Origin of the sequence: Mycobacteroides saopaulense (assembly GCF_001456355.1) — a bacterium.
Classification (GTDB): Bacteria; Actinomycetota; Actinomycetes; order Mycobacteriales; family Mycobacteriaceae; genus Mycobacterium; species Mycobacterium saopaulense.
In genome coordinates, this window is record NZ_CP010271.1 from 4010746 (window position 1) to 4028018 (window position 17273).

The window sequence follows — 17273 nt, forward strand, 5'->3', positions numbered from 1 at the left end:
GGTTCAGACGGCGCCCACGGCCGCCCTGGCGATGGCCAACTCCTCGTTGGTGGGCACCACCAACACGGTCACCCGTGAGGCGTCGGTGGAGATACGGCGAATCTCACTGGACCGTAACTGATTTCGCTCGGCGTCTATTTCGATGCCGAGCACTTCCAGCCCGGCCATGGCATCGGCCCGTAGCACCGTGTCGTTCTCCCCCACCCCGGCGGTGAACGAGATGACGTCGGCACCACCCAACGTGGCGATGTAGGCGCCGATGTACTTGCGCAGCCGGTGCACATACACGTTGTAGGCAAGCTGCGCCGCGCCGTCACCGGCCTCGATCAGGCGGTGCACCTCACGAAAATCGTTGGCACCGCACAGTCCGAGCATCCCGGAGCGCCGGTTGAACACGGTGTCGATCTCGTCGATGCTCATCCCGTGACGTGCCAGGTGGAACACGATGCCCGCGTCGATGTCTCCGGTACGGGTGCCCATCACCAGACCTTCCAACGGGGTGAGGCCCATCGAGGTCTCCACCGCTCGACCGCGCAGGATCGCCGACGCCGAAGCCCCGTTGCCCAGATGCAACACGATCTGGTTGATGTCGGCGTACCCGCGCTCCAGGAATGCGGCGGCCTGCTGCGACACATACTGGTGCGAGGTGCCGTGGAATCCGTAGCGCCGTATGCCATACCGCTCGGCGACATCGCGATCGAGCGCGTAGATGGCCGCCGCCGGCGGCAGACTGTAGAAGAACGCGGTGTCGAACACCGCCACCTGCGTCACGTCGGGCAGCAGGCGTCGCGCCACCTCGATGCCCTGGACGCCCGCCGGATTGTGCAGGGGCGCCAGTGAGGACAGCTCGGCGATCTGCGCCACCACCGCGTCGTCGAGCACCGTCGGCTCATGGAACTTCTGCCCACCGTGCACCACGCGATGTCCGACGACCACGACGTCGTCGGTGTCGATGGAGTCGAAGACCAGCCGCAGCGCCTCGTCGTGGTTGCGAACCGGCTCTTCACCGATGAGGCTCTCGGACGAAGAGGAAACCGCACCGATGCGTTCCACCAGGCCATGCGCGTCCACTCGTCCCGAATTCGGTTCGATGAGTTGATACTTCACCGACGAGGAGCCGCAGTTGAGGACCAGCACGGCGGTCATCGGGTCAGGTCCTGTGCCTGGATCGCGGTGATGGCCACGGTGTTGACGATGTCCTCCACCAGTGCCCCACGCGAAAGGTCGTTGATGGGCTTGCGCAACCCCTGCAGCACGGGCCCGATGGCGATGGCGCCGGCACTGCGCTGCACCGCCTTGTAGGTGTTGTTCCCGGTGTTGAGGTCGGGGAAGATCAGCACCGTCGCCCGGCCCGCGACGGGAGAATCGGGCATCTTGGTGGCGGCCACCGACGGTTCGACCGCGGCGTCGTACTGAATGGGGCCCTCCACCAGCAACTCCGGCTGCCGCGTGCGGACCAGTTCGGTGGCAATGCGCACCTTCTCGACCTCGGCACCGCTCCCCGAGTTACCCGTCGAGTAGGACAGCATCGCGACGCGCGGATCGATGCCGAACTGCGCGGCGGTCCGCGCCGAGGAGATGGCGATATCGGCCAACTGCTCGGAGGTGGGGTCGGGCACGATGGCACAGTCTCCGTATGCCAGCACGCGATCGGCGAGGCACATCAGGAAGATGCTGGACACCGTGGAAACACCGGACATCGTCCTTATGACTTCGAACGCCGGCCTAATCGTGTGCGCGGTGGTGTGTGCCGCACCCGAAACCATGCCGTCGACCATGTCGTTGTACACCAGCATGGTGCCGAAATATGAGACGTTGCGCATGATCTCGCGCGCCCGGTCGGCCGTCATCCCCTTGTGCTTGCGCAGCTCGAAATACTGGCCCGCGAACTGTTCGGCGAGCTCACTCGTCTTGGGACTGACAACGACCGCGTTCGAGATGTCGACACCGAGCTCGGCGGCACGGGAACGGATTTCGGTCTCTTCACCCAGGATGGTCAAGTCCGCGACCTGACGTTGGAGCAGCCGCCCGGCCGCCTTGAGAATCCTGTCGTCATCGCCTTCCGGCAGCACGATGCGCTTGCGATTGTCGCGCGCCCGATCCAACAGCTGGTACTCGAACATCTGCGGCGTGGTCACCGAGGGAATCGGAATGGCAAGCTGCGCAATGAGTTCTGCGCCATCGACATACTTGTCCATCAGGGCGAGCGCGGTGTCGATCTTACGCGCCGAGGCAACGGTGACCCGGCCCCGCGCATGCGCCGCCGCACTCGCGGTCTCGAAGGTGCCCGAGTCGGTCGCGATGATGGGCAGCCGCAGGCCGATGCCGTCCACCAGGTCGGCGATCCGCGGATGCAGCTTGAGCCCGCCGTTGAGGATGATGGCAGACAGCGACGGAAATCCCTCCGCCACATGTGCGCTCGCCACCGCCAGCAGCACATCGGAGCGGTCGGCCGGGAAGATGACTGCCTGGCCCTCCTGCAGCCGCTCCAGGCAGTGCTCGGCCGTCATGCCCGCCACCATGAAGCTGGTCGCCTCGCGCGACAGCAACGCCTCGTCGCCACTGACCAAAGAGCCCTTGACCGCCTTCATCAGTTCTTCCACCGATGGCGAGACCAACAACGGCACCTCGGGCAGCACCCAAGCGGGCTTGTCGAAACGAGACAACGCCTGGCGCACGTCGTCCAACTGCTCGGGATTGCACCGGTTGGCGACGATGGCGGCGGTGTGCGCACGCTGCGCCTTGAGTTCCCCGAGACAGACCTCGGCAAGGGCCGCCACCTCTTCGGGTGTCCGATCGAATCCCTTGATGGTCAACAGAACCGGAGCGCCGAGGTTTACCGCGATGCGGGCGTTGGTGCTCAACTCGCTGGGGCTGGCCACATCGGTGTAGTCACTGCCGACGATCACCACGGCGTCGCAGCGCTCGGCGACCGCGTGGTACCTGTCCACGATCTGCGCGATCGCCGCATCCGGGTCCTGGTGCACGTCGTGGTACGAGACACCGAGACAGTCCTCGTATGCGATGTCGGCGGTGCTTTGTTCCAGCAGCAGTTCCAGGATGTAGTCCACGCTCTCCCCGGACCGCGCGATGGGACGGAAGACACCCACGCGCGCCACCGACGCCGCCAGCCGATGCATCACACCCAGTGCGACGGTGGATTTTCCGGTATCACCTTCGGGCGAGGCAATGTAGATGCTGGATGCCTTCGATGCTCTAGCCTCGGTCATGCGCGCCTTTCTACGCCGGGGAATCGCAGCGTCAGGATCTTGAACGGACGTAGTGTCAGGTGAATCTCGTCGCCGTCGAAACTGACCGCGTCGGATGAAGCGATGGGACGCTCCAGCAGGTCGGTGACGATCGCCTGCTGGTGGTCGAAGTTCGTGATGAGTGCTGCGTCGGCCCGTCCACCGCGTGACTCGTAGAGCCGCACGATGACATCGCCGGAACCGTCCAGCGCCAGCTTGACCGATTCCACTACCACGGCCGGGTTATCCAGGCTGACAAGAGGTTCGATGCTTGTCACCGCACCATCGCGCACCCGAGCATCGAGGTTGCGTCGATACCCCTCCTCGACCGCGTCGCCGATCGCAGCACCGGGTCGCACGGAGAATCTCAGCCGATGATGCCCCTGATCACACTCGGGATCCGGGAAGAGCGGCGCCCGCAACAGGGACATCCGCACCACGGTGGTGGACCCGCACCGGCTGATGTCGTGCCCGTACGTCGAATCGTTGGCGACGGCCACCCCGTACCCGGATTCACCCACGTGGACCCAGCGGTGCGCGCAGATCTCGAACTTGGCCTCATCCCATGAGGTGTTGGCGTGCGTGGGCCGGTACACATGGCCGAACTGGATTTCCGAGGCCGAGCGGTCGGCCTGCACGTCGAAGGGAAACGCCAACTTGAGCAGCTTCTCGGACTCATGCCAGTCGACGTCGATCTCGACGTCCAGGGACGGCGATCGGTCCCGCAGCGTGATGCGTTGCACCAGGCGTGAATTGCCGAATGTCCGCTCGATGACCAGCGCATCGTCCACGACGGTCACCGAGTCCGCCGAGCTCAGATCGGTCACGGTGTTGCGATAGAAGCCGTCGATATCCCAGGCATCCCACTGGTTCGGCGTATCCCGGTGCAGTTGCAGCAGGTTGCCGGGAGCCGCCATCGCCTCGCGCCCGGTGGCGCCGTCGACGAGCGAGACCAGCAGCCCGTCGGAATCGAACGCGGCGGCAAGAACGCCGTTGTCCAGCAGGAATCCCGCGCCGGATTTGGCGGGAGTGACCGGCTGCGGCAGCTCGACCGCCGCGGCGCCCAGGGCCGGCACCCCGTCACGATCGTGCGGCGCGGCGTTGAAGACCAATCTCCGGTCGCCCTCACCCGCCAAGGCACCGATCGCCGAGTCGATCATGGCCTCGAGTCTCTTCGCGATCGCCGCGTAGTTGCGTTCGGCATCCCTATGCACCCAGGCGATGGAGCTGCCGGGCAGAATGTCGTGGAACTGTTGCAGTAGCACCAGTTTCCAGATCTCGTCCAACTCGGCATACGGGTACTCGAACCCGGTGCGCAACGCGGCCGTCGCGGCCCACAGCTCGGCCTCGCGCAGCAGATGCTCGCTGCGACGGTTGCCCTGCTTGGTGTTCGCCTGCGAGGTGTAGGTGCCCCGGTGCAGCTCGAGATAGAGCTCACCGGACCAACGCGGAGGATTGACGTACTCGGCCCGGGCGGCCGCGAAGAACTCCGCGGGGGTGCCGAGAGCGACCGTCGGCGAGCCTTCCAGGGAGCGTTTCCTTGTTGCGTAGGCCAGCATTTCGCGGGTGGGGCCACCGCCGCCGTCCCCGTAACCGAAGGGCACCAACGACATGGTGCCGGCACCGGAGTCGCGATAGTTGCGCTGGGCGTGCGCAAGGTCGCCGCCGCCCAGATCGGAGTTGTAGGTGTCGACGGGCGGGAAGTGCGTGAACACCCCGGTGCCGTCGATCCCCTCCCAGATAAAGGTGTGATGCGGCATCCGGTTGACAGAGTTCCACGAAATCTTCTGGGTCAGAAAATATTCCGATCCCGACGCGGCGACAATCTGTGGCATGGCCGCGGAGTAGCCGAACGAATCGGGCAACCACACCTCGGGGGTGTCGATTCCGAACTCGTCGAGAAAGAACCGCTTACCCGCCACGAACTGGCGTGCCATCGCTTCCGAGCCCGGCATGTTGGTGTCGGCCTCGACCCACATGCCGCCGACCGGAATGAACTGCCCCGCAGCGACCTTCTCCTTGATGCGGGCGAAGAGGGTGGGGTACTTGTCCTTGATCCAGGCGTACTGCTGCGCCGACGAGCAGGCGAACCGGAAGTCGGGATGGCGGTCCATCAGGTCGACCATGTTGGAGAAGGTCCGCGCGCACTTGCGAACCGTCTCGCGCACCGGCCACAACCAGGCCGAATCGATGTGGGCATGACCGACCGCGGTGATCCGATGCGCGCTGGCATATGCCGGACGCGCCAGGACGTCGGCGAGCTCGGCGCGCCCGGCTGCCGCGGTACCGGCCAGGTCGTCGGGATTCACCGTGTCCAGCATGCGTTCAAGCGCGCGCAAGATTTCGTGACGGCGCGGCAGATCCTCGGGAAGGGTGTGCATCAGCCCGTCCAGGGTGGCGATGTCCTGCTGCAACCCCCACAGGTTCAGGTCGCGGAGCCCGAGATCGACCCCGCCCAGCCGATACAGGGCCTCCTCGCCGCTGGTGGCCTTGTCCCCCAAGGGCATCGGCGACCAGAAATGCTTACCGATATCCGGATTGGCGGCGGCCTCGATGTAGAAGTCGACAGGTGCTTGCGGGTCGTCGATGGGCACGAAGGCGTTGCGCGGCGCGATGCCCTTCACCACGGTGCCGTCGGGCCGATACACCAGGCCCTCGGCGTTGAAGCCCGGTCCACCGGTGAAGCCGAGCTCCACCCGCATTTCGGGGGCACCGTCGGAGCGCGTGCGCCATTGCTGCGGAACGGTGCCCGTCACATGCAGCCACATCGTGGACCACGGCGGCCCCCATGGGGTCCCCGGAGTGATCTCGTCGAACTCCTGCGTCACCGCCTCCGCGAACGGTACCGGCTCACCGGGCACGGCCCAGGCGGTCACCGTCAGCGGCGCCGAATCCACGTAGACGGCACAGTTCAGCCGCTTGTCGACGAAGCGCCGGATGCGGTCCTCAACGATTCGCCGGTCGTCATGCATGACCTGACCCTATCGGCTCGCCAACTTCGCTCAGACACTCTCGCCAAGACGAACGGTGACCGTCACGCGGCCGCTGTCGTCCTTCGTGGCGATTCCGTATCCGGGCACGTCAACCCCGTTGAGCCGGAGCTGTAGCGGCCTGCCCTCCCCGAGAAAGTTGCGCCACCACTTCTTGGATTCGGGGATGCCGACCCAGATCACGATGTCGTCGCCCGAACGCCAGTAGTTGACCGGCGTGCTGAAGATCTGCCCCGATCGCCGGCCCGTGTAGGTGACGATCGTGAAGTAGCGGCCCGCCAGACTGCGCAGGCCCGGCACGTTCAGTGCGATCACCGGCACGGTGTTGACCGCGTCGACAATGCGTCGGAGCAGGCTCATGCCCCGCTCATCCCAGCTTGCGCAGGCGCGGCTCGAGGTCGCTCTTGAACAACTCCAGGAATCGCTTCTGGTCGTGGCCCGGCGCGTGGAACACCAGGTGGTTCAGGCCCCAGCCGACATAGTCGGCGACCTTCTCGACCGCCTCGTCCGGATCGGAGGCGACGATCCAGCGCTTGGCGACCTGCTCGATGGGCAGCTCGTCGGCGGCACGTTCCATCTCGATCGGATCGTGGATGCTGTGCTTCTGCTCGGGGGTCAGCGACAACGGCGCCCAGAAGCGGGTGTTCTCCAGCGCCTTTTCCGGATCCGGGTCGTAGGAGATCTTGATCTCGATCATCCGGTCGATATCGTCGAAGCTGCGCTCGGCCAGCGCGGCACCTTCGCGGACCGCCGGAATGAGCTTGCCGGAGTACAGCTCCTCGCCCTTGCCCGAGGTGCAGATGAATCCGTCGCCGGCCCGCCCGGCGTACTTGGCGACGACGGCGCCGCCCGCGGCGATGTAGACCGGGATGCCGCCCTCGGGCACGTCGTAGATGGCCGCGCCCTGGATGCGGTAGTACTCGCCCTCGAAGTCGACGCGCTCACCGGTCCACAGCTCGCGCATGAGCCGGACGGACTCACGCAGCCGCGCGAAGCGCTCCTTGAACTCCGGCCACTCGCCGATGAAGCCGGTGGCGATCTCGTTGAGCGCCTCGCCGGTGCCGACCCCCAGGAAGATGCGGCCCGGGTACAGACACCCCATGGTGGCGAAGGCCTGCGCGGTGACGGCCGGGTTGTAGCGGAAGGTCGGGGTCAGCACCGAGGTGCCGAGTTGCAGCCGCTGGGTGCGCTCACCGACGGCCGTCATCCAGGCCAGCGAGAACGGGGCGTGGCCGCCGTTGTACCGCCACGGCTGGAAGTGATCGCTCACCGTCGCGCTGTCGAAACCGTGCGACTCGGTGGCGACCGCCAACTCCACGAGCTCACGCGGCGCGAACTGCTCCGCCGATGCCTTGTATCCCAGCTTCAGTTCTCGTGCCATCCGCGCGCTCCTCGCCTCATAGTGAGTTCTTCAACCACCCTAACCAAGGACTCATTACTCTCTATTTCATGGTCGAGGTCACCCAGGTCAGCGACGCCGTGCACGTGGTCAACGGGGAAGCCGTCAACTGGGTGATCGCCTCGGATGACTCGGGCATAACGCTCTTCGACTCCGGCTATCCGGGCGATCGCGACGACGTTCTGAAATCCATTGCCGCGCTGGGGCACAAGCCCCAGGACGTGCGGGCCGTGGTGCTGACCCACGGACACATCGACCACATGGGGACCGCCATCTGGTGGGCCGCCGAGCACGGGGTACCGGTCTACGCCCACAACGCCGAATTGGGCAACGTGCGACGTGACTATGTGGACCAGGCCGAGCCCTTCAAGGTGGTGCTGAATCTGTGGCGACCCGGCTGGCTGCCGTGGGTCATCCACGCGATGCGCCTCGGCGCCGGGGTGCGTGACGGCATTCCCACGGCGGCCCCGATCGGGCCCGAACTTGCCGACCTGCCGGGCGCGCCCGTCCCCATCCCGACTCCCGGGCACAGCGGCGGCCACTGCTCGTACCTGGTGGCCGGGCATGTGCTGGTAGTGGGCGATGCCATCATCACCGGGCATCCCATCGCGAAGCGCTCCGGGCCGCAGCTGCTCCCCACCCCGTTCACCAAGGACATGGACCAGGCACGCCGCAGCGCCGAGGCCCTTGCCGATGTCGACGCCGACGTGCTGGCCCCCGGCCATGGCCCGGCCTGGATCGGGTCACTGCGCGACGCGGTCCACCTCGCCCTGAGCGAATGAGTCGATGGGGTCCAGCACCAGGTGTTCGCGCAGCGTCTCATGCTCGTACCGGCTGCGAAAGGCGCCGCGTTCCTGCAGTAGCGGCACCACGGTGTCCACGAAATCGTCGAGTCCGCCCGGCGTCAGATGCGGCACCAGGATGAACCCGTCGCAGGCATCGGCCTGGATGTAGCGGTCCACCTCGGCGGCCACCTGCGAGGGCGTGCCGATGAACTGCTGCCGCGAGGTGACCTCCTTGATCAGCTCACGGATCGAGAGGTTCTTGGCCTCCGCGATCGCCCGGTACTTGGCCGCGATCTCACGCGGATCGCCGTGACGCGCCTTACCCCGGGTGATGGAGGCATCACCTGTCGGCTCGACGTCGGGCAACGGACCATCCGGGTCGTATTCGGAAAGATCACGACCCCATACCTGTTCGAGATAGGCGATGGCGGTCTGCGGGCCCACCTGTTGATCTCGGATGTGCGCCGCCTTCTCGATCGCCTCGTGCTCGGTGTCACCGAGGACGTAGGTGACGCCAGGAAAAACCTTGAGCTGGTCCGGGTTTCGACCATGTGCGACGGCACGGGCCTTGACGTCGGCGTAGTACTTCTGGCCCGCGGTAATCGAAGAATGGATGGTGAACAACGCGTCGGCATGCTTGGAGCCGAAATCGCGCCCGTCGGCCGAATCTCCCGCTTGAAGCAGCACGGGGTGACGTTGCGGAGAGGCGGGAGCCGTCGCGATGCCACGCACGGTGAACTGCGGGCCACGGTGGTTGACGAGGCGCGGCTCCTCGGCAGCGTCCCAGCTGTCCCAGAATTTGCGTGCCACGGTGAGGAATTCCTCGGCGCGGTGGTACCGGTCGGCGTGATCCAGGAATCCCCCGCGCCGGAAGTTCTCACCGGTGAAAGCATCGGATGAGGTGACCATGTTCCAGCCGGCCCGCCCGTCCGACAGATGATCCAGCGAGGCGAATTGCCTTGCGACATTGAAAGGTTCGTTGAAGGTAGTGTTGATGGTGCCCACCAGCCCGAGCCGCTCGGTGACGGCGCCCAGCGCCGCCAGCACCGTGAAGGTGTCCGGCCGCCCGACGACGTCCAAGTCGTAGATCCGGTCGCGGTGCTCGCGAAGACGCAGCCCCTCGGCGAGGAAGAAGAAGTCGAACAGGCCGCGTTCGGCGGTGCGCGCCAGGTGTACGAAGGAGGCGAAGTCGATCTGGCTGCCCGAGGCCGGATCGGACCACACGGTGGTGCTGTTGACCCCGGGAAAATGGGCAGCAAGGTGAATGGGTTTGCGGTCCTTACCCTCTCGGACCTGAACTGTCTCCGTTGGAGCGGTCATCAGATCAGCCCCCATTCCTTGGCGATCAGCTCATAGGACCTCAGCCGGTCTTCGTGCCGGTGCGTGATGGAGGTGATGACGAGCTCATCGGCACCGGTGACCCTGGCCAAGGTGTCCAGCCGCTCGGCCACCTGACCGGCATCGCCGACCAACTGGGTGTCGATCCTGTCCGCCGATTGCCGACGCTCCTCATCGGTAAGTGGTTGAGCACCATCGGGATTCGGGTAAGGAATGGCACCGTGCCCCGAACGAATCGAGTGCACCCAACGACCGAACGTACTGGTGAGGTGGCGAGCATTGGCCTCGTCATCGGCGGCCACCGCGTCCGCGGACACGACGACGTACGGCTCGGCCAGCGCCCGGGACGGCCGGAAAGCCGCTCGGTAGGCCTCGACGGCCTCCAGAGTGGACCAGGGGGTCACGTGATAATTCGCCACGAAGGGTAGGCCGCGCCGCGCGGCGATCTGCGCGGACTCACCCTTGCTGGAACCAAAGAGCCAAAGCGGTAGGTTGGCACCTTCACCCGGACGGATATGCAGCGCAACACCTTCCGGACTGACATAGCTGCCGTCGAGGAATGCCTGAATATCGGATACCTGCTGGTCGAAGTCGGCGATCTGTGCACCGGGCTGTTGCAGGGCGCTGACGGTGGCTCGCAGCTTCGGGTTGTCCTTGATCCCGAATTCGGTGGGCGCCTGTGGGATGAACAGACCGTCGACGTCATGCGCGGCTGCCGGTTCGGGCTTCTGTTCGTTTCCGGCAAGCCGGTCCCTGATGCGGTGCCCGGTGCGCCCGAGCCCGAGATCGATACGGCCGGGGTACAGCGCATCGAGGATGCCGAAGCTCTCCACGACCGCGGCGGCGGTGGTCGACGCGACCTGAACGGCGCCCGCGCCCACCCGGATCCGCTGAGTGGCCGCCGCGACATGGGCGATGACCAGGGCGGGAACGGTGCTCGCCACCGCGACGAAGTGATGCTCGGCCAACCAGTAGCGGCGATATCCCCATTGCTCCGCGTGCTGCGCCAGATCGATCGAGTGACGCAACGCCGTCGCGGCATCCGCCCCTTCGCTGACCGGGGACAGATCGAGCACAGAGAGTGGGACGTTCATGCCGACTTCCTTGCGTAGCGGTTGGTGGCGACGGGCAGGCCCAGCCGTTCGCGCAGGGTGCCGTTTTCATACTCGGCGCGGAACCCGTGATGGGCCTGAAGAAGGGGCACGAGTTCGTCAACTACGACCGGGACATCCAGCGCGTTGACGGCGGGCCTCAGACGCACACCGTCGATTCCCCATTCGTGCCATTGGGCGATGAGGTCGGCCAGTTCGGGTGCTTGTCCGGTGAATATGGCTGCATCCGAAGGGAACTCATCCTCACGACCGAATGAGACGACAAGATCCGCCAGCACCTTGATGACGCGATGACCAGCGGTGTTGTGCAGTCGGACGGGGATCTCGGCGGCCGAGGCGCCGTCGTGCGGGGTGACGAAGATCAGGTCGGCGTTCTTGGCGGCGAAGGCCTGGCCGGAGCGGCTACGCGCGAGCGCGGCGACGACCGATTGCCCCTGCGGGGACCTGGGCGTGATGGACGGACCCTTCACCGAGAAGAACCTGCCCTCGAAGTCGATGTAGTGCAGTTTGTCCCTGTCGATGAAGCGCCCCGTCGCCAGGTCCCGGATCTCGGCGTCGTCCTCCCAGCTGTCCCACAACCGCCGGACCACTTCCACGGAGTCGGCGGCCTCGTCGAGCAGATCTTGTAGTGGGAGCACCTTGGTGCGCCCGAATGCGTCGGCCTCGTCCTCGGTGTCGGCGATGGTCACCTGCCAGCCTGCCCGGCCGCCGGAGACGATGTCCAAGGTCGCGATCGATTTGGAGAGGTGGAACGGCTCGTTATGGGTGGCCGGCGCGGTAGGGATGAGCCCGACGTGGTTGGTCACCGGGGCCACCCGGGCGGCGGTCAGTATCGCGTCGAGGCGGCCGCCCGCGGTGCGGCCGAAGGAATCTTCGAACGACACGAAATCCAGCAGTCCTTGCTCGGCAAGCTGGACCTGTTGGACCCAATATTTGCCGGTCAAGGGCTGGCCGACGTGTCGATCCGCGGCCGGATGCCATCCGTGTCCGTCCAGGGCCAAGCCGAGCAGTGTCGTCACGGACTGTTCAACGTCCGAGAGCGCCTCGATGACGGCGTTAATCTCACGCTGAGGGAAACCAGCCGTCGGCGTGGCTCGTTCCCTCATGCGTTTATCCGCCGAACTCCTCGTCGGCGCGCGGCCGATAGTAGCTCCATGGTTGAAACCGCTCCGGGCGTTGCGAAACCATCTCGGACAACAGATCCAGCTGATAGCACGCCTTGTCTGCGTTCCGATCGTCGCCGATAGCGTCCAGTGTCGCCTTGATATCTGCGATGGCCTTACGAATCTGCCTGGGCATGTTCATATCCGGATCCACTACGCCTCCCAGTGCCGCCGGTAGGTCCGGACCAGCCAGTCGTCGATGACCGCAGAATCCGGTTGCTCGGGCAAATCGGCCGTCTCCGTCAGATGCTCCAGACGTGCCGTCACCTCATCGAGCCATGCCAGCGCCTCGACCACGGTGTACTTACCGTGCCGGACATCCACCAACTGGTCCCGTTCCGGCCGGGGCATGGGCAGGGTAATCCTGCCCTCTTCCATCAGCTCGATTCCCTGGATGCCCAGACGTATTGCGTGATAAGCGAATTTGGTGTCAAACCCGTATCGCTCGATTAGCTCGGGACGATTGGTCCGGTGCGACAAGTCGCCCGTCAGCCGTCTGCGCTGCGAGTTGAGGTAGCCCAGGAACTTGCGGCCGGCCATCCGCGAGAGGAACCGCTGCGGATGCCGTTGGATGTCCCGGCCCGCCTCGGTGTTGACCGTGAGCTCCTGATCGGGAATGAACAGCAGCAGAAGCACGGTCGGGTTCCCGGCCGCCGCGAGCCTCGCCCACTTACGCAAGGAGTACACGACCAGGTCCAGGTCGCCAGGACCCGACCTGACCCCTTCGGCCTGCGTCCGGAAGATGTACTGGTCGAATCGACGCAACCCGATCACGCATTCCGCGGGCTCGATGCACACGCCCATCTCGTCGCGGTCGCCGTCTCCGGTATTGACCCCGTGCAGGCCGGAGCCCACCTGTCCGCGTAGGACGGTGTTCCCTTCGGCAATCAGCCTGTGTGCCTCACTGGAGTGGATCATGCAGGCATTTCATCAGGAAAGGCCTGCATGAGCAATCGAAATTCGCAGCGAGCGCGGCCTACAGATCCTTCTCGAACGGATGAATGCCGACCTCCTCGGCGGACAGCGTCTGGTCATAGAGCGGTCGGTACCCCGCAGACAGATACAGCGCTTTCGCCTCCGGCTGGCGCGGGCCGGTGGTGAGGTAGATGCGCCGGTAACCGCGGCTGCGAATCTCCAGTTCCAAGGCGGCCAGGGTGCGCCCCGCCAGTCCTTGACGGCGGTGCGCACTGGAGGTCCAGATGCGTTTGAGCTCAGCGGTATCCGCGTCGTACCGCTGGAACGCGCCCCCGGTCACCGCTGCGCCTCCTTGTAATCCGACCAGCAACCCACCGTCTGGCGCGGAGAAGTGAGCGGCCGGATAGTTGACCAGAAGATCGTGGTGCTCGGCGAGGGTCCCGCCGTATCGCGTGCTGTACTCGACCGCCAACTCGGCGAGCAACGGAGCGGCCAGCGGATCCTGCTGCTGCACCGTCACGAACTGCAGCAGATCCTCACACGCCGTCATGTCATCCTTGTCTCGGTAGGCCGCGGGGATTGACTTCGGACTGCCTCACCGCCTCGTTCTCCAATCCCCAGCGCTGCAACACCTTACGATACGTGCCGCTGGCAATGGCATGGTTGACCGCATCGGCGATCGGGGCCACCAGCCCGTTGTCCTTCTTGGTGAGCACTGCGATCTCCCCCTGCAGCGCCTCCCCCGCACCCGAGAAGGTGCCGATCAATTTGGTCTGCCCGGTCGCCCCCGAATGGAAGACCGCCGTCGGGTTGGGTCCCACATAGGCGTCGATGCGCCCGGAGGCCAGTGCCAGGTAGTAGCCGGTGGTCTGCTGAAAGTACTTGAGATCGGCAGGGGGAAGACCTGCCGCGACATTCTCTTCGTTCCACCGGACCAACAACGCCTCCTGGTTGGTACCCGACCCGACACCGATGGTCCTACCGGCGATATCCCGGGCACCCTTGACTGTCCAATCCAGCGACCGTCGCGCCTCGAAGGTGACATTGTCCAAACGGTATGTCGCGAAGTCGAACTTCTCCTTGCGCTCCTCGGTAACCGTCACATTCGAGATGAACGCATCGACCTCACCGGAATCCACCTTGACGAAATTCTGCGCCCAATCGGCCGAACGCAGATCGACCCGCAGACCCAGAATATCGGCCACCAGATAGGCGATGTCCGTCTCGATCCCGATCATGGTCTTGTCGTCATCGGCGTAGAAACGCAGTGGCGGTGCGGAATTGGCGTCCCCGGTGACAATCAGGGTGCCGCGTTTACGGATCGCTTCAGGCACCTCGGCGGCGATCGCGTCCACCGTCGCGGCGCGCACCCGGTCCTGCTGCGGGCTCAGATTGAAGGCAGCGGACGTACCCGGCTCCGTGCTCTCGGCACACCCGGTGAGCGTGATCATCGCCGCGCAGCACAGTGCGATAAAGCTTTTCACGAAAGCACTTTCGACAAGAACCCGACGGTTCGCGGATGCGACGGATTGTCCAGCACGTGAGCAGGCGGGCCCTGCTCGACGATCGCACCACGATCCATGAACACCACCGTGTCGGCGATCTCCCGGGCCAGACCGATCTCATGCGTCACGATCACCAGAGTGGCGCCGTCCCGCGCGAGCTGACGGATCACATCGAGCACCTCGGTGACCAGCTCGGGATCGAGGGCCGAGGTGGGCTCGTCGAACAGAATCACCTTGGGCCGCATCGCCAGGGCTCGCGCGATCGCCACCCGCTGTTGCTGGCCGCCGGAGAGCCTGCGCGGATACTCCCCGGCCTTGTCGGCGACCCCGACGCGCTCCAGTAGGCGCGTCGCCTCGGAGATGAGTTCGGCCCGCGGCGCCCGCCGTGCGGCCAACGGCGCCTCGACGACGTTCTCCAGCACCGTCAAATGCGGGAAGAGATTGAAGTTCTGAAACACGAAACCGACCTGGGAACGCTGACGCAGAATGGCGCGCTCCGAAAGTTCGTAGAGCACCGACCCCCGCTGCCGGTATCCGATGAGCTCGCCGTCGATGCGAATCGTCCCCGCATCCACCTTTTCCAGGTGGTTCAGCGTGCGCAGCAGAGTCGACTTACCCGAACCCGACGGGCCGATGATGACCGTTACTTCCCCCTGCCGCACCGTCAGATCCACGTCCCGCAGCGCCGCGACCTGCCCATAGGACTTGCGCACCCCGCGTACCTCGATGGTGCTCACCGATGCGCCCCGCGACCGTAATGCCGTTCGATGTAGTACTGCACCACGGTCAGCACCGAGGTGATGACGATGTACCAGACCGTGGCCACCATGAGCAGGGGCACCACACGTCCGTTGCGCCCGAAGATGACCTGCACCTGGTAGAAGAGGTCGGCAATGGCCATGGTGGACACGATGGATGTGCCCTTGACCAGACTGATCACCTCGTTGGCCGCGTTGGGCATGACCGACCGCATGGCCTGCGGCAGCACGATCCGGAAGAACTGGCGGCGGCGGGGAATACCCAGGGCCGCGGCCGCTTCCAGCTGCCCCTCGTCGACGGACAGGATGCCTCCCCGGATGATCTCGGCGAAGTAGGCGCCCTGATGCAGGGTCAAGCCGATCACCGCTGCGGTAAGCCCGCTGAGCAATTCGTTGGTATCGACGGTGATCAGGCTCGGACCGAAAGGGATTCCGAAGCTGATGGTGTCGTACAGGTAGGCGATGTTGAACCAGAACAGCAGCTGCACGATCAACGGTATGGACCGAAAAATCCACACGTAGGTCCATGAGATCGCCTGTAACACACGGTTCTTGGAAAGACGTGCGGCCGCCAGCGCCACGCCGAGCACAAAGCCTAGTACCGTGCCGTAGATGGTCAGCCGGATGGTGAGCCACAATGCGGCCAACACCGATTTGGCGGTGAAGTACCGCGCGAAGGTGGACCAATCCCATCCGGGGTTGCGCACCAGACCGTGCACGAACATGGCGACCAAGAGCAGCGCCACGGCCGACAGGATCCAATTACCCGGCCGCGGCCGCCGCCGCACCCGCAGCACCGGCTCGGCGGACTCCACAGACACCTGAGCACGTGGCGGCGCAGCAGGTGCCGATGTCATGTCGTCGAACCTAGGAACACCGACCAGTGCACAACAGTCTTTGGCTCCCGGCGAATCGAACGGCGACTATCCGTCAGGTTCGCACCCGGGAAGCATCCGTGCCCCTCCGGTGTTCAAATGGACCATGCCAGAAATCCCCGCAGGCTTCGAAGATCTCCTGGAACAACGGCTCTACGGCCATTTGGCCACGGTCGGTGGCGACGGCTCCGCGCAGTCCAGCCCCATGTGGTTCAGCTGGGACGGCGAGCGGGTGCGATTCACCCACACCAACAAGCGGGCCAAGTTCCGCAACGTCCAGGCCGAGCCGCGGGTCGCCTTCTCGATCCTGGACCCCACCAACCCCTACCGGTACCTGGAAGTGCGGGGCACCATCGACCAGATCGACGATGACCCGACGGGATCGTTCATCCAGGAACTGGCGCATCTGTACCAGGCACCATGGGCCGGGCAGAGCACCGGCGACGAGGCCGACCGAGTCATCCTGTACCTGCGGCCCACCAAGTTCGTGAGCCACGGCTAGGGCAGCGGCCCCAATACCTGCATACACATATCGGTTGCTCTGACACCAAGATCTGCTGCGCTACACCTATTTTCATCGCTGAGCCAATCTTCCATCATGAGGGTAACGCCGCCCACGCAGAACACAGCGGCATCGTGCTTGGCGACGTGCTCTCGCTCATCGGGGGTGATGGTCAGCAGTATCGCGTGCGCTATCCGATGCTGGATCTCACGCCGTTGGGCGACCAAACCCGCGAATCCGGCGAGATCGGACGTCAGTATCCGTAGCACCGCACCGTCTGCCACGGAGTGCTCCAGGTAGGCGGTGAGCCCGGCGGTGAGCTGGGCATGCGGGTTATCGGGAGCCTTCATTCCCGCCTCCGTCATGGCCCCGAACAACTCGGTGAAGACTTCCTCCACAATCTTGAGTACCAGGTCATGGACCGTGGCGAACTCTTCGTAGAAATATCGGTCCGTCAGCCGGGTCCGGGCACAGACGCCGCGTACCGTCACCGCGCCCAATCCGTTGTCACGCCACAACTCTCGACCGGCCAACACCAGTGCGGTGCGCCGCTCGTCGCGCCGCTGCTCCCGCGTCTTTCCTCCGTACTTGCGGTGCACCTGCCCATTCATCACACTCCGCCGTCTTTCGTATTGACATCCACAAGCTACTCGGCCAATACTGAGGACACCTGTCATCAGAAA

The 17273-nt window shown here is 65.0% G+C and carries 17 protein-coding genes; 2 read left to right on the forward strand and 15 right to left on the reverse strand.

Going from position 1 to position 17273, the window contains the following annotated elements:
• Nucleotides 1-3: 3 nt before the first annotated feature.
• The 5 genes from MYCSP_RS20065 to fgd are packed head-to-tail and all read right to left on the reverse strand — an operon-like array spanning nt 4 to nt 7619.
• Entirely contained in the window at nt 4-1146 is a 1143-nt protein-coding gene (locus MYCSP_RS20065; RefSeq protein ID WP_088414886.1) for an acetate kinase, read from the reverse strand.
• Nucleotides 1143-3230: a phosphate acetyltransferase gene (gene pta, locus MYCSP_RS20070; protein WP_070909047.1), complete on the reverse strand. Its 2088-nt coding sequence runs from the start codon at nt 3228-3230 to the stop codon at nt 1143-1145. The genes MYCSP_RS20065 and pta overlap by 4 nt, the downstream gene beginning before the upstream one ends.
• Nucleotides 3227-6220, reverse strand: coding sequence for an alpha-mannosidase (locus MYCSP_RS20075; protein ID WP_083018181.1), 2994 nt, complete (start codon nt 6218-6220; stop codon nt 3227-3229). Before MYCSP_RS20075 ends, pta begins: the two co-directional genes overlap by 4 nt.
• A 30-nt stretch (nt 6221-6250) precedes the next feature.
• On the reverse strand, nt 6251-6598 hold the full coding sequence (locus MYCSP_RS20080; RefSeq protein ID WP_070909045.1) for a nitroreductase/quinone reductase family protein: 348 nt from the start codon (nt 6596-6598) through the stop codon (nt 6251-6253).
• A 7-nt stretch (nt 6599-6605) separates the two neighbouring features.
• A complete protein-coding gene (gene fgd, locus MYCSP_RS20085; RefSeq protein ID WP_088414889.1) occupies nt 6606-7619 on the reverse strand; it encodes a glucose-6-phosphate dehydrogenase (coenzyme-F420) in 1014 nt (337 codons plus the stop codon).
• A gap of 68 nt (nt 7620-7687) precedes the next feature.
• Between fgd and MYCSP_RS20090 the strand changes: the two genes are divergently transcribed.
• Nucleotides 7688-8419: an MBL fold metallo-hydrolase gene (locus MYCSP_RS20090; protein ID WP_070909043.1), complete on the forward strand. Its 732-nt coding sequence runs from the start codon at nt 7688-7690 to the stop codon at nt 8417-8419.
• On the opposite strand, the gene MYCSP_RS20095 is transcribed toward MYCSP_RS20090, so the two are convergent.
• The 9 genes from MYCSP_RS20095 to MYCSP_RS20135 form a co-directional block, all read right to left on the reverse strand.
• Entirely contained in the window at nt 8381-9757 is a 1377-nt protein-coding gene (locus MYCSP_RS20095) for an NtaA/DmoA family FMN-dependent monooxygenase (RefSeq protein ID WP_407661562.1), read from the reverse strand. The two genes, MYCSP_RS20090 and MYCSP_RS20095, sit on opposite strands and share 39 nt — an antisense overlap.
• Complete coding sequence (locus MYCSP_RS20100; protein WP_088414893.1) at nt 9742-10854, reverse strand: LLM class flavin-dependent oxidoreductase; 1113 nt, start codon at nt 10852-10854, stop codon at nt 9742-9744. The genes MYCSP_RS20095 and MYCSP_RS20100 overlap by 16 nt, the downstream gene beginning before the upstream one ends.
• Complete coding sequence (locus MYCSP_RS20105) at nt 10851-11891, reverse strand: LLM class flavin-dependent oxidoreductase (protein ID WP_083018238.1); 1041 nt, start codon at nt 11889-11891, stop codon at nt 10851-10853. The genes MYCSP_RS20100 and MYCSP_RS20105 overlap by 4 nt, the downstream gene beginning before the upstream one ends.
• A 91-nt stretch (nt 11892-11982) precedes the next feature.
• Nucleotides 11983-12171, reverse strand: coding sequence for a hypothetical protein (locus tag MYCSP_RS20110; protein WP_234809194.1), 189 nt, complete (start codon nt 12169-12171; stop codon nt 11983-11985).
• 17 nt (nt 12172-12188) lie between these two features.
• Nucleotides 12189-12953 (reverse strand): DNA polymerase beta superfamily protein, encoded by a 765-nt coding sequence (locus MYCSP_RS20115; protein ID WP_088414895.1) that lies wholly within the window; start codon nt 12951-12953, stop codon nt 12189-12191.
• A 58-nt stretch (nt 12954-13011) separates the two neighbouring features.
• Nucleotides 13012-13500 carry a GNAT family N-acetyltransferase gene (locus MYCSP_RS20120; protein ID WP_083018173.1) on the reverse strand — a complete coding sequence of 163 codons (489 nt, stop codon included), beginning with the start codon at nt 13498-13500 and terminating at the stop codon, nt 13012-13014.
• 1 nt (nt 13501) lies between these two features.
• A complete protein-coding gene (locus tag MYCSP_RS20125; RefSeq protein ID WP_088414897.1) occupies nt 13502-14401 on the reverse strand; it encodes an ABC transporter substrate-binding protein in 900 nt (299 codons plus the stop codon).
• A gap of 29 nt (nt 14402-14430) precedes the next feature.
• Nucleotides 14431-15192 (reverse strand): amino acid ABC transporter ATP-binding protein, encoded by a 762-nt coding sequence (locus MYCSP_RS20130; RefSeq protein WP_070909037.1) that lies wholly within the window; start codon nt 15190-15192, stop codon nt 14431-14433.
• A complete protein-coding gene (locus tag MYCSP_RS20135; RefSeq protein WP_070909036.1) occupies nt 15189-16070 on the reverse strand; it encodes an amino acid ABC transporter permease in 882 nt (293 codons plus the stop codon). The genes MYCSP_RS20130 and MYCSP_RS20135 overlap by 4 nt, the downstream gene beginning before the upstream one ends.
• A 124-nt stretch (nt 16071-16194) precedes the next feature.
• On the opposite strand from MYCSP_RS20135, the gene MYCSP_RS20140 reads away from it, so the two are divergent.
• Complete coding sequence (locus tag MYCSP_RS20140) at nt 16195-16590, forward strand: PPOX class F420-dependent oxidoreductase (protein ID WP_070909035.1); 396 nt, start codon at nt 16195-16197, stop codon at nt 16588-16590.
• Here MYCSP_RS20140 and MYCSP_RS20145 read toward each other — a convergent pair.
• Nucleotides 16587-17201 (reverse strand): TetR/AcrR family transcriptional regulator, encoded by a 615-nt coding sequence (locus MYCSP_RS20145; RefSeq protein ID WP_070909034.1) that lies wholly within the window; start codon nt 17199-17201, stop codon nt 16587-16589. The two genes, MYCSP_RS20140 and MYCSP_RS20145, sit on opposite strands and share 4 nt — an antisense overlap.
• Nucleotides 17202-17273: the final 72 nt, after the last annotated feature.

Coding starts and splice junctions, on each gene's coding strand:
- MYCSP_RS20140 (WP_070909035.1), top strand. CDS start 16,195: ATGCCAGAAATCCCCGCAGGCTTCGAAGATCTCCTGGAACAACGGCTC.
- pta (WP_070909047.1), bottom strand. CDS start 3,230: ATGACCGAGGCTAGAGCATCGAAGGCATCCAGCATCTACATTGCCTCG.
- MYCSP_RS20100 (WP_088414893.1), bottom strand. CDS start 10,854: ATGAACGTCCCACTCTCTGTGCTCGATCTGTCCCCGGTCAGCGAAGGG.
- MYCSP_RS20110 (WP_234809194.1), bottom strand. CDS start 12,171: ATGCCCAGGCAGATTCGTAAGGCCATCGCAGATATCAAGGCGACACTG.
- fgd (WP_088414889.1), bottom strand. CDS start 7,619: ATGGCACGAGAACTGAAGCTGGGATACAAGGCATCGGCGGAGCAGTTC.
- MYCSP_RS20120 (WP_083018173.1), bottom strand. CDS start 13,500: ATGACGGCGTGTGAGGATCTGCTGCAGTTCGTGACGGTGCAGCAGCAG.
- MYCSP_RS20135 (WP_070909036.1), bottom strand. CDS start 16,070: ATGACATCGGCACCTGCTGCGCCGCCACGTGCTCAGGTGTCTGTGGAG.
- MYCSP_RS20075 (WP_083018181.1), bottom strand. CDS start 6,220: ATGCATGACGACCGGCGAATCGTTGAGGACCGCATCCGGCGCTTCGTC.
- MYCSP_RS20125 (WP_088414897.1), bottom strand. CDS start 14,401: ATGATCACGCTCACCGGGTGTGCCGAGAGCACGGAGCCGGGTACGTCC.
- MYCSP_RS20145 (WP_070909034.1), bottom strand. CDS start 17,201: ATGAATGGGCAGGTGCACCGCAAGTACGGAGGAAAGACGCGGGAGCAG.
- MYCSP_RS20090 (WP_070909043.1), top strand. CDS start 7,688: ATGGTCGAGGTCACCCAGGTCAGCGACGCCGTGCACGTGGTCAACGGG.
- MYCSP_RS20080 (WP_070909045.1), bottom strand. CDS start 6,598: ATGAGCCTGCTCCGACGCATTGTCGACGCGGTCAACACCGTGCCGGTG.
- MYCSP_RS20115 (WP_088414895.1), bottom strand. CDS start 12,953: ATGATCCACTCCAGTGAGGCACACAGGCTGATTGCCGAAGGGAACACC.
- MYCSP_RS20095 (WP_407661562.1), bottom strand. CDS start 9,757: ATGGGGGCTGATCTGATGACCGCTCCAACGGAGACAGTTCAGGTCCGA.
- MYCSP_RS20065 (WP_088414886.1), bottom strand. CDS start 1,146: ATGACCGCCGTGCTGGTCCTCAACTGCGGCTCCTCGTCGGTGAAGTAT.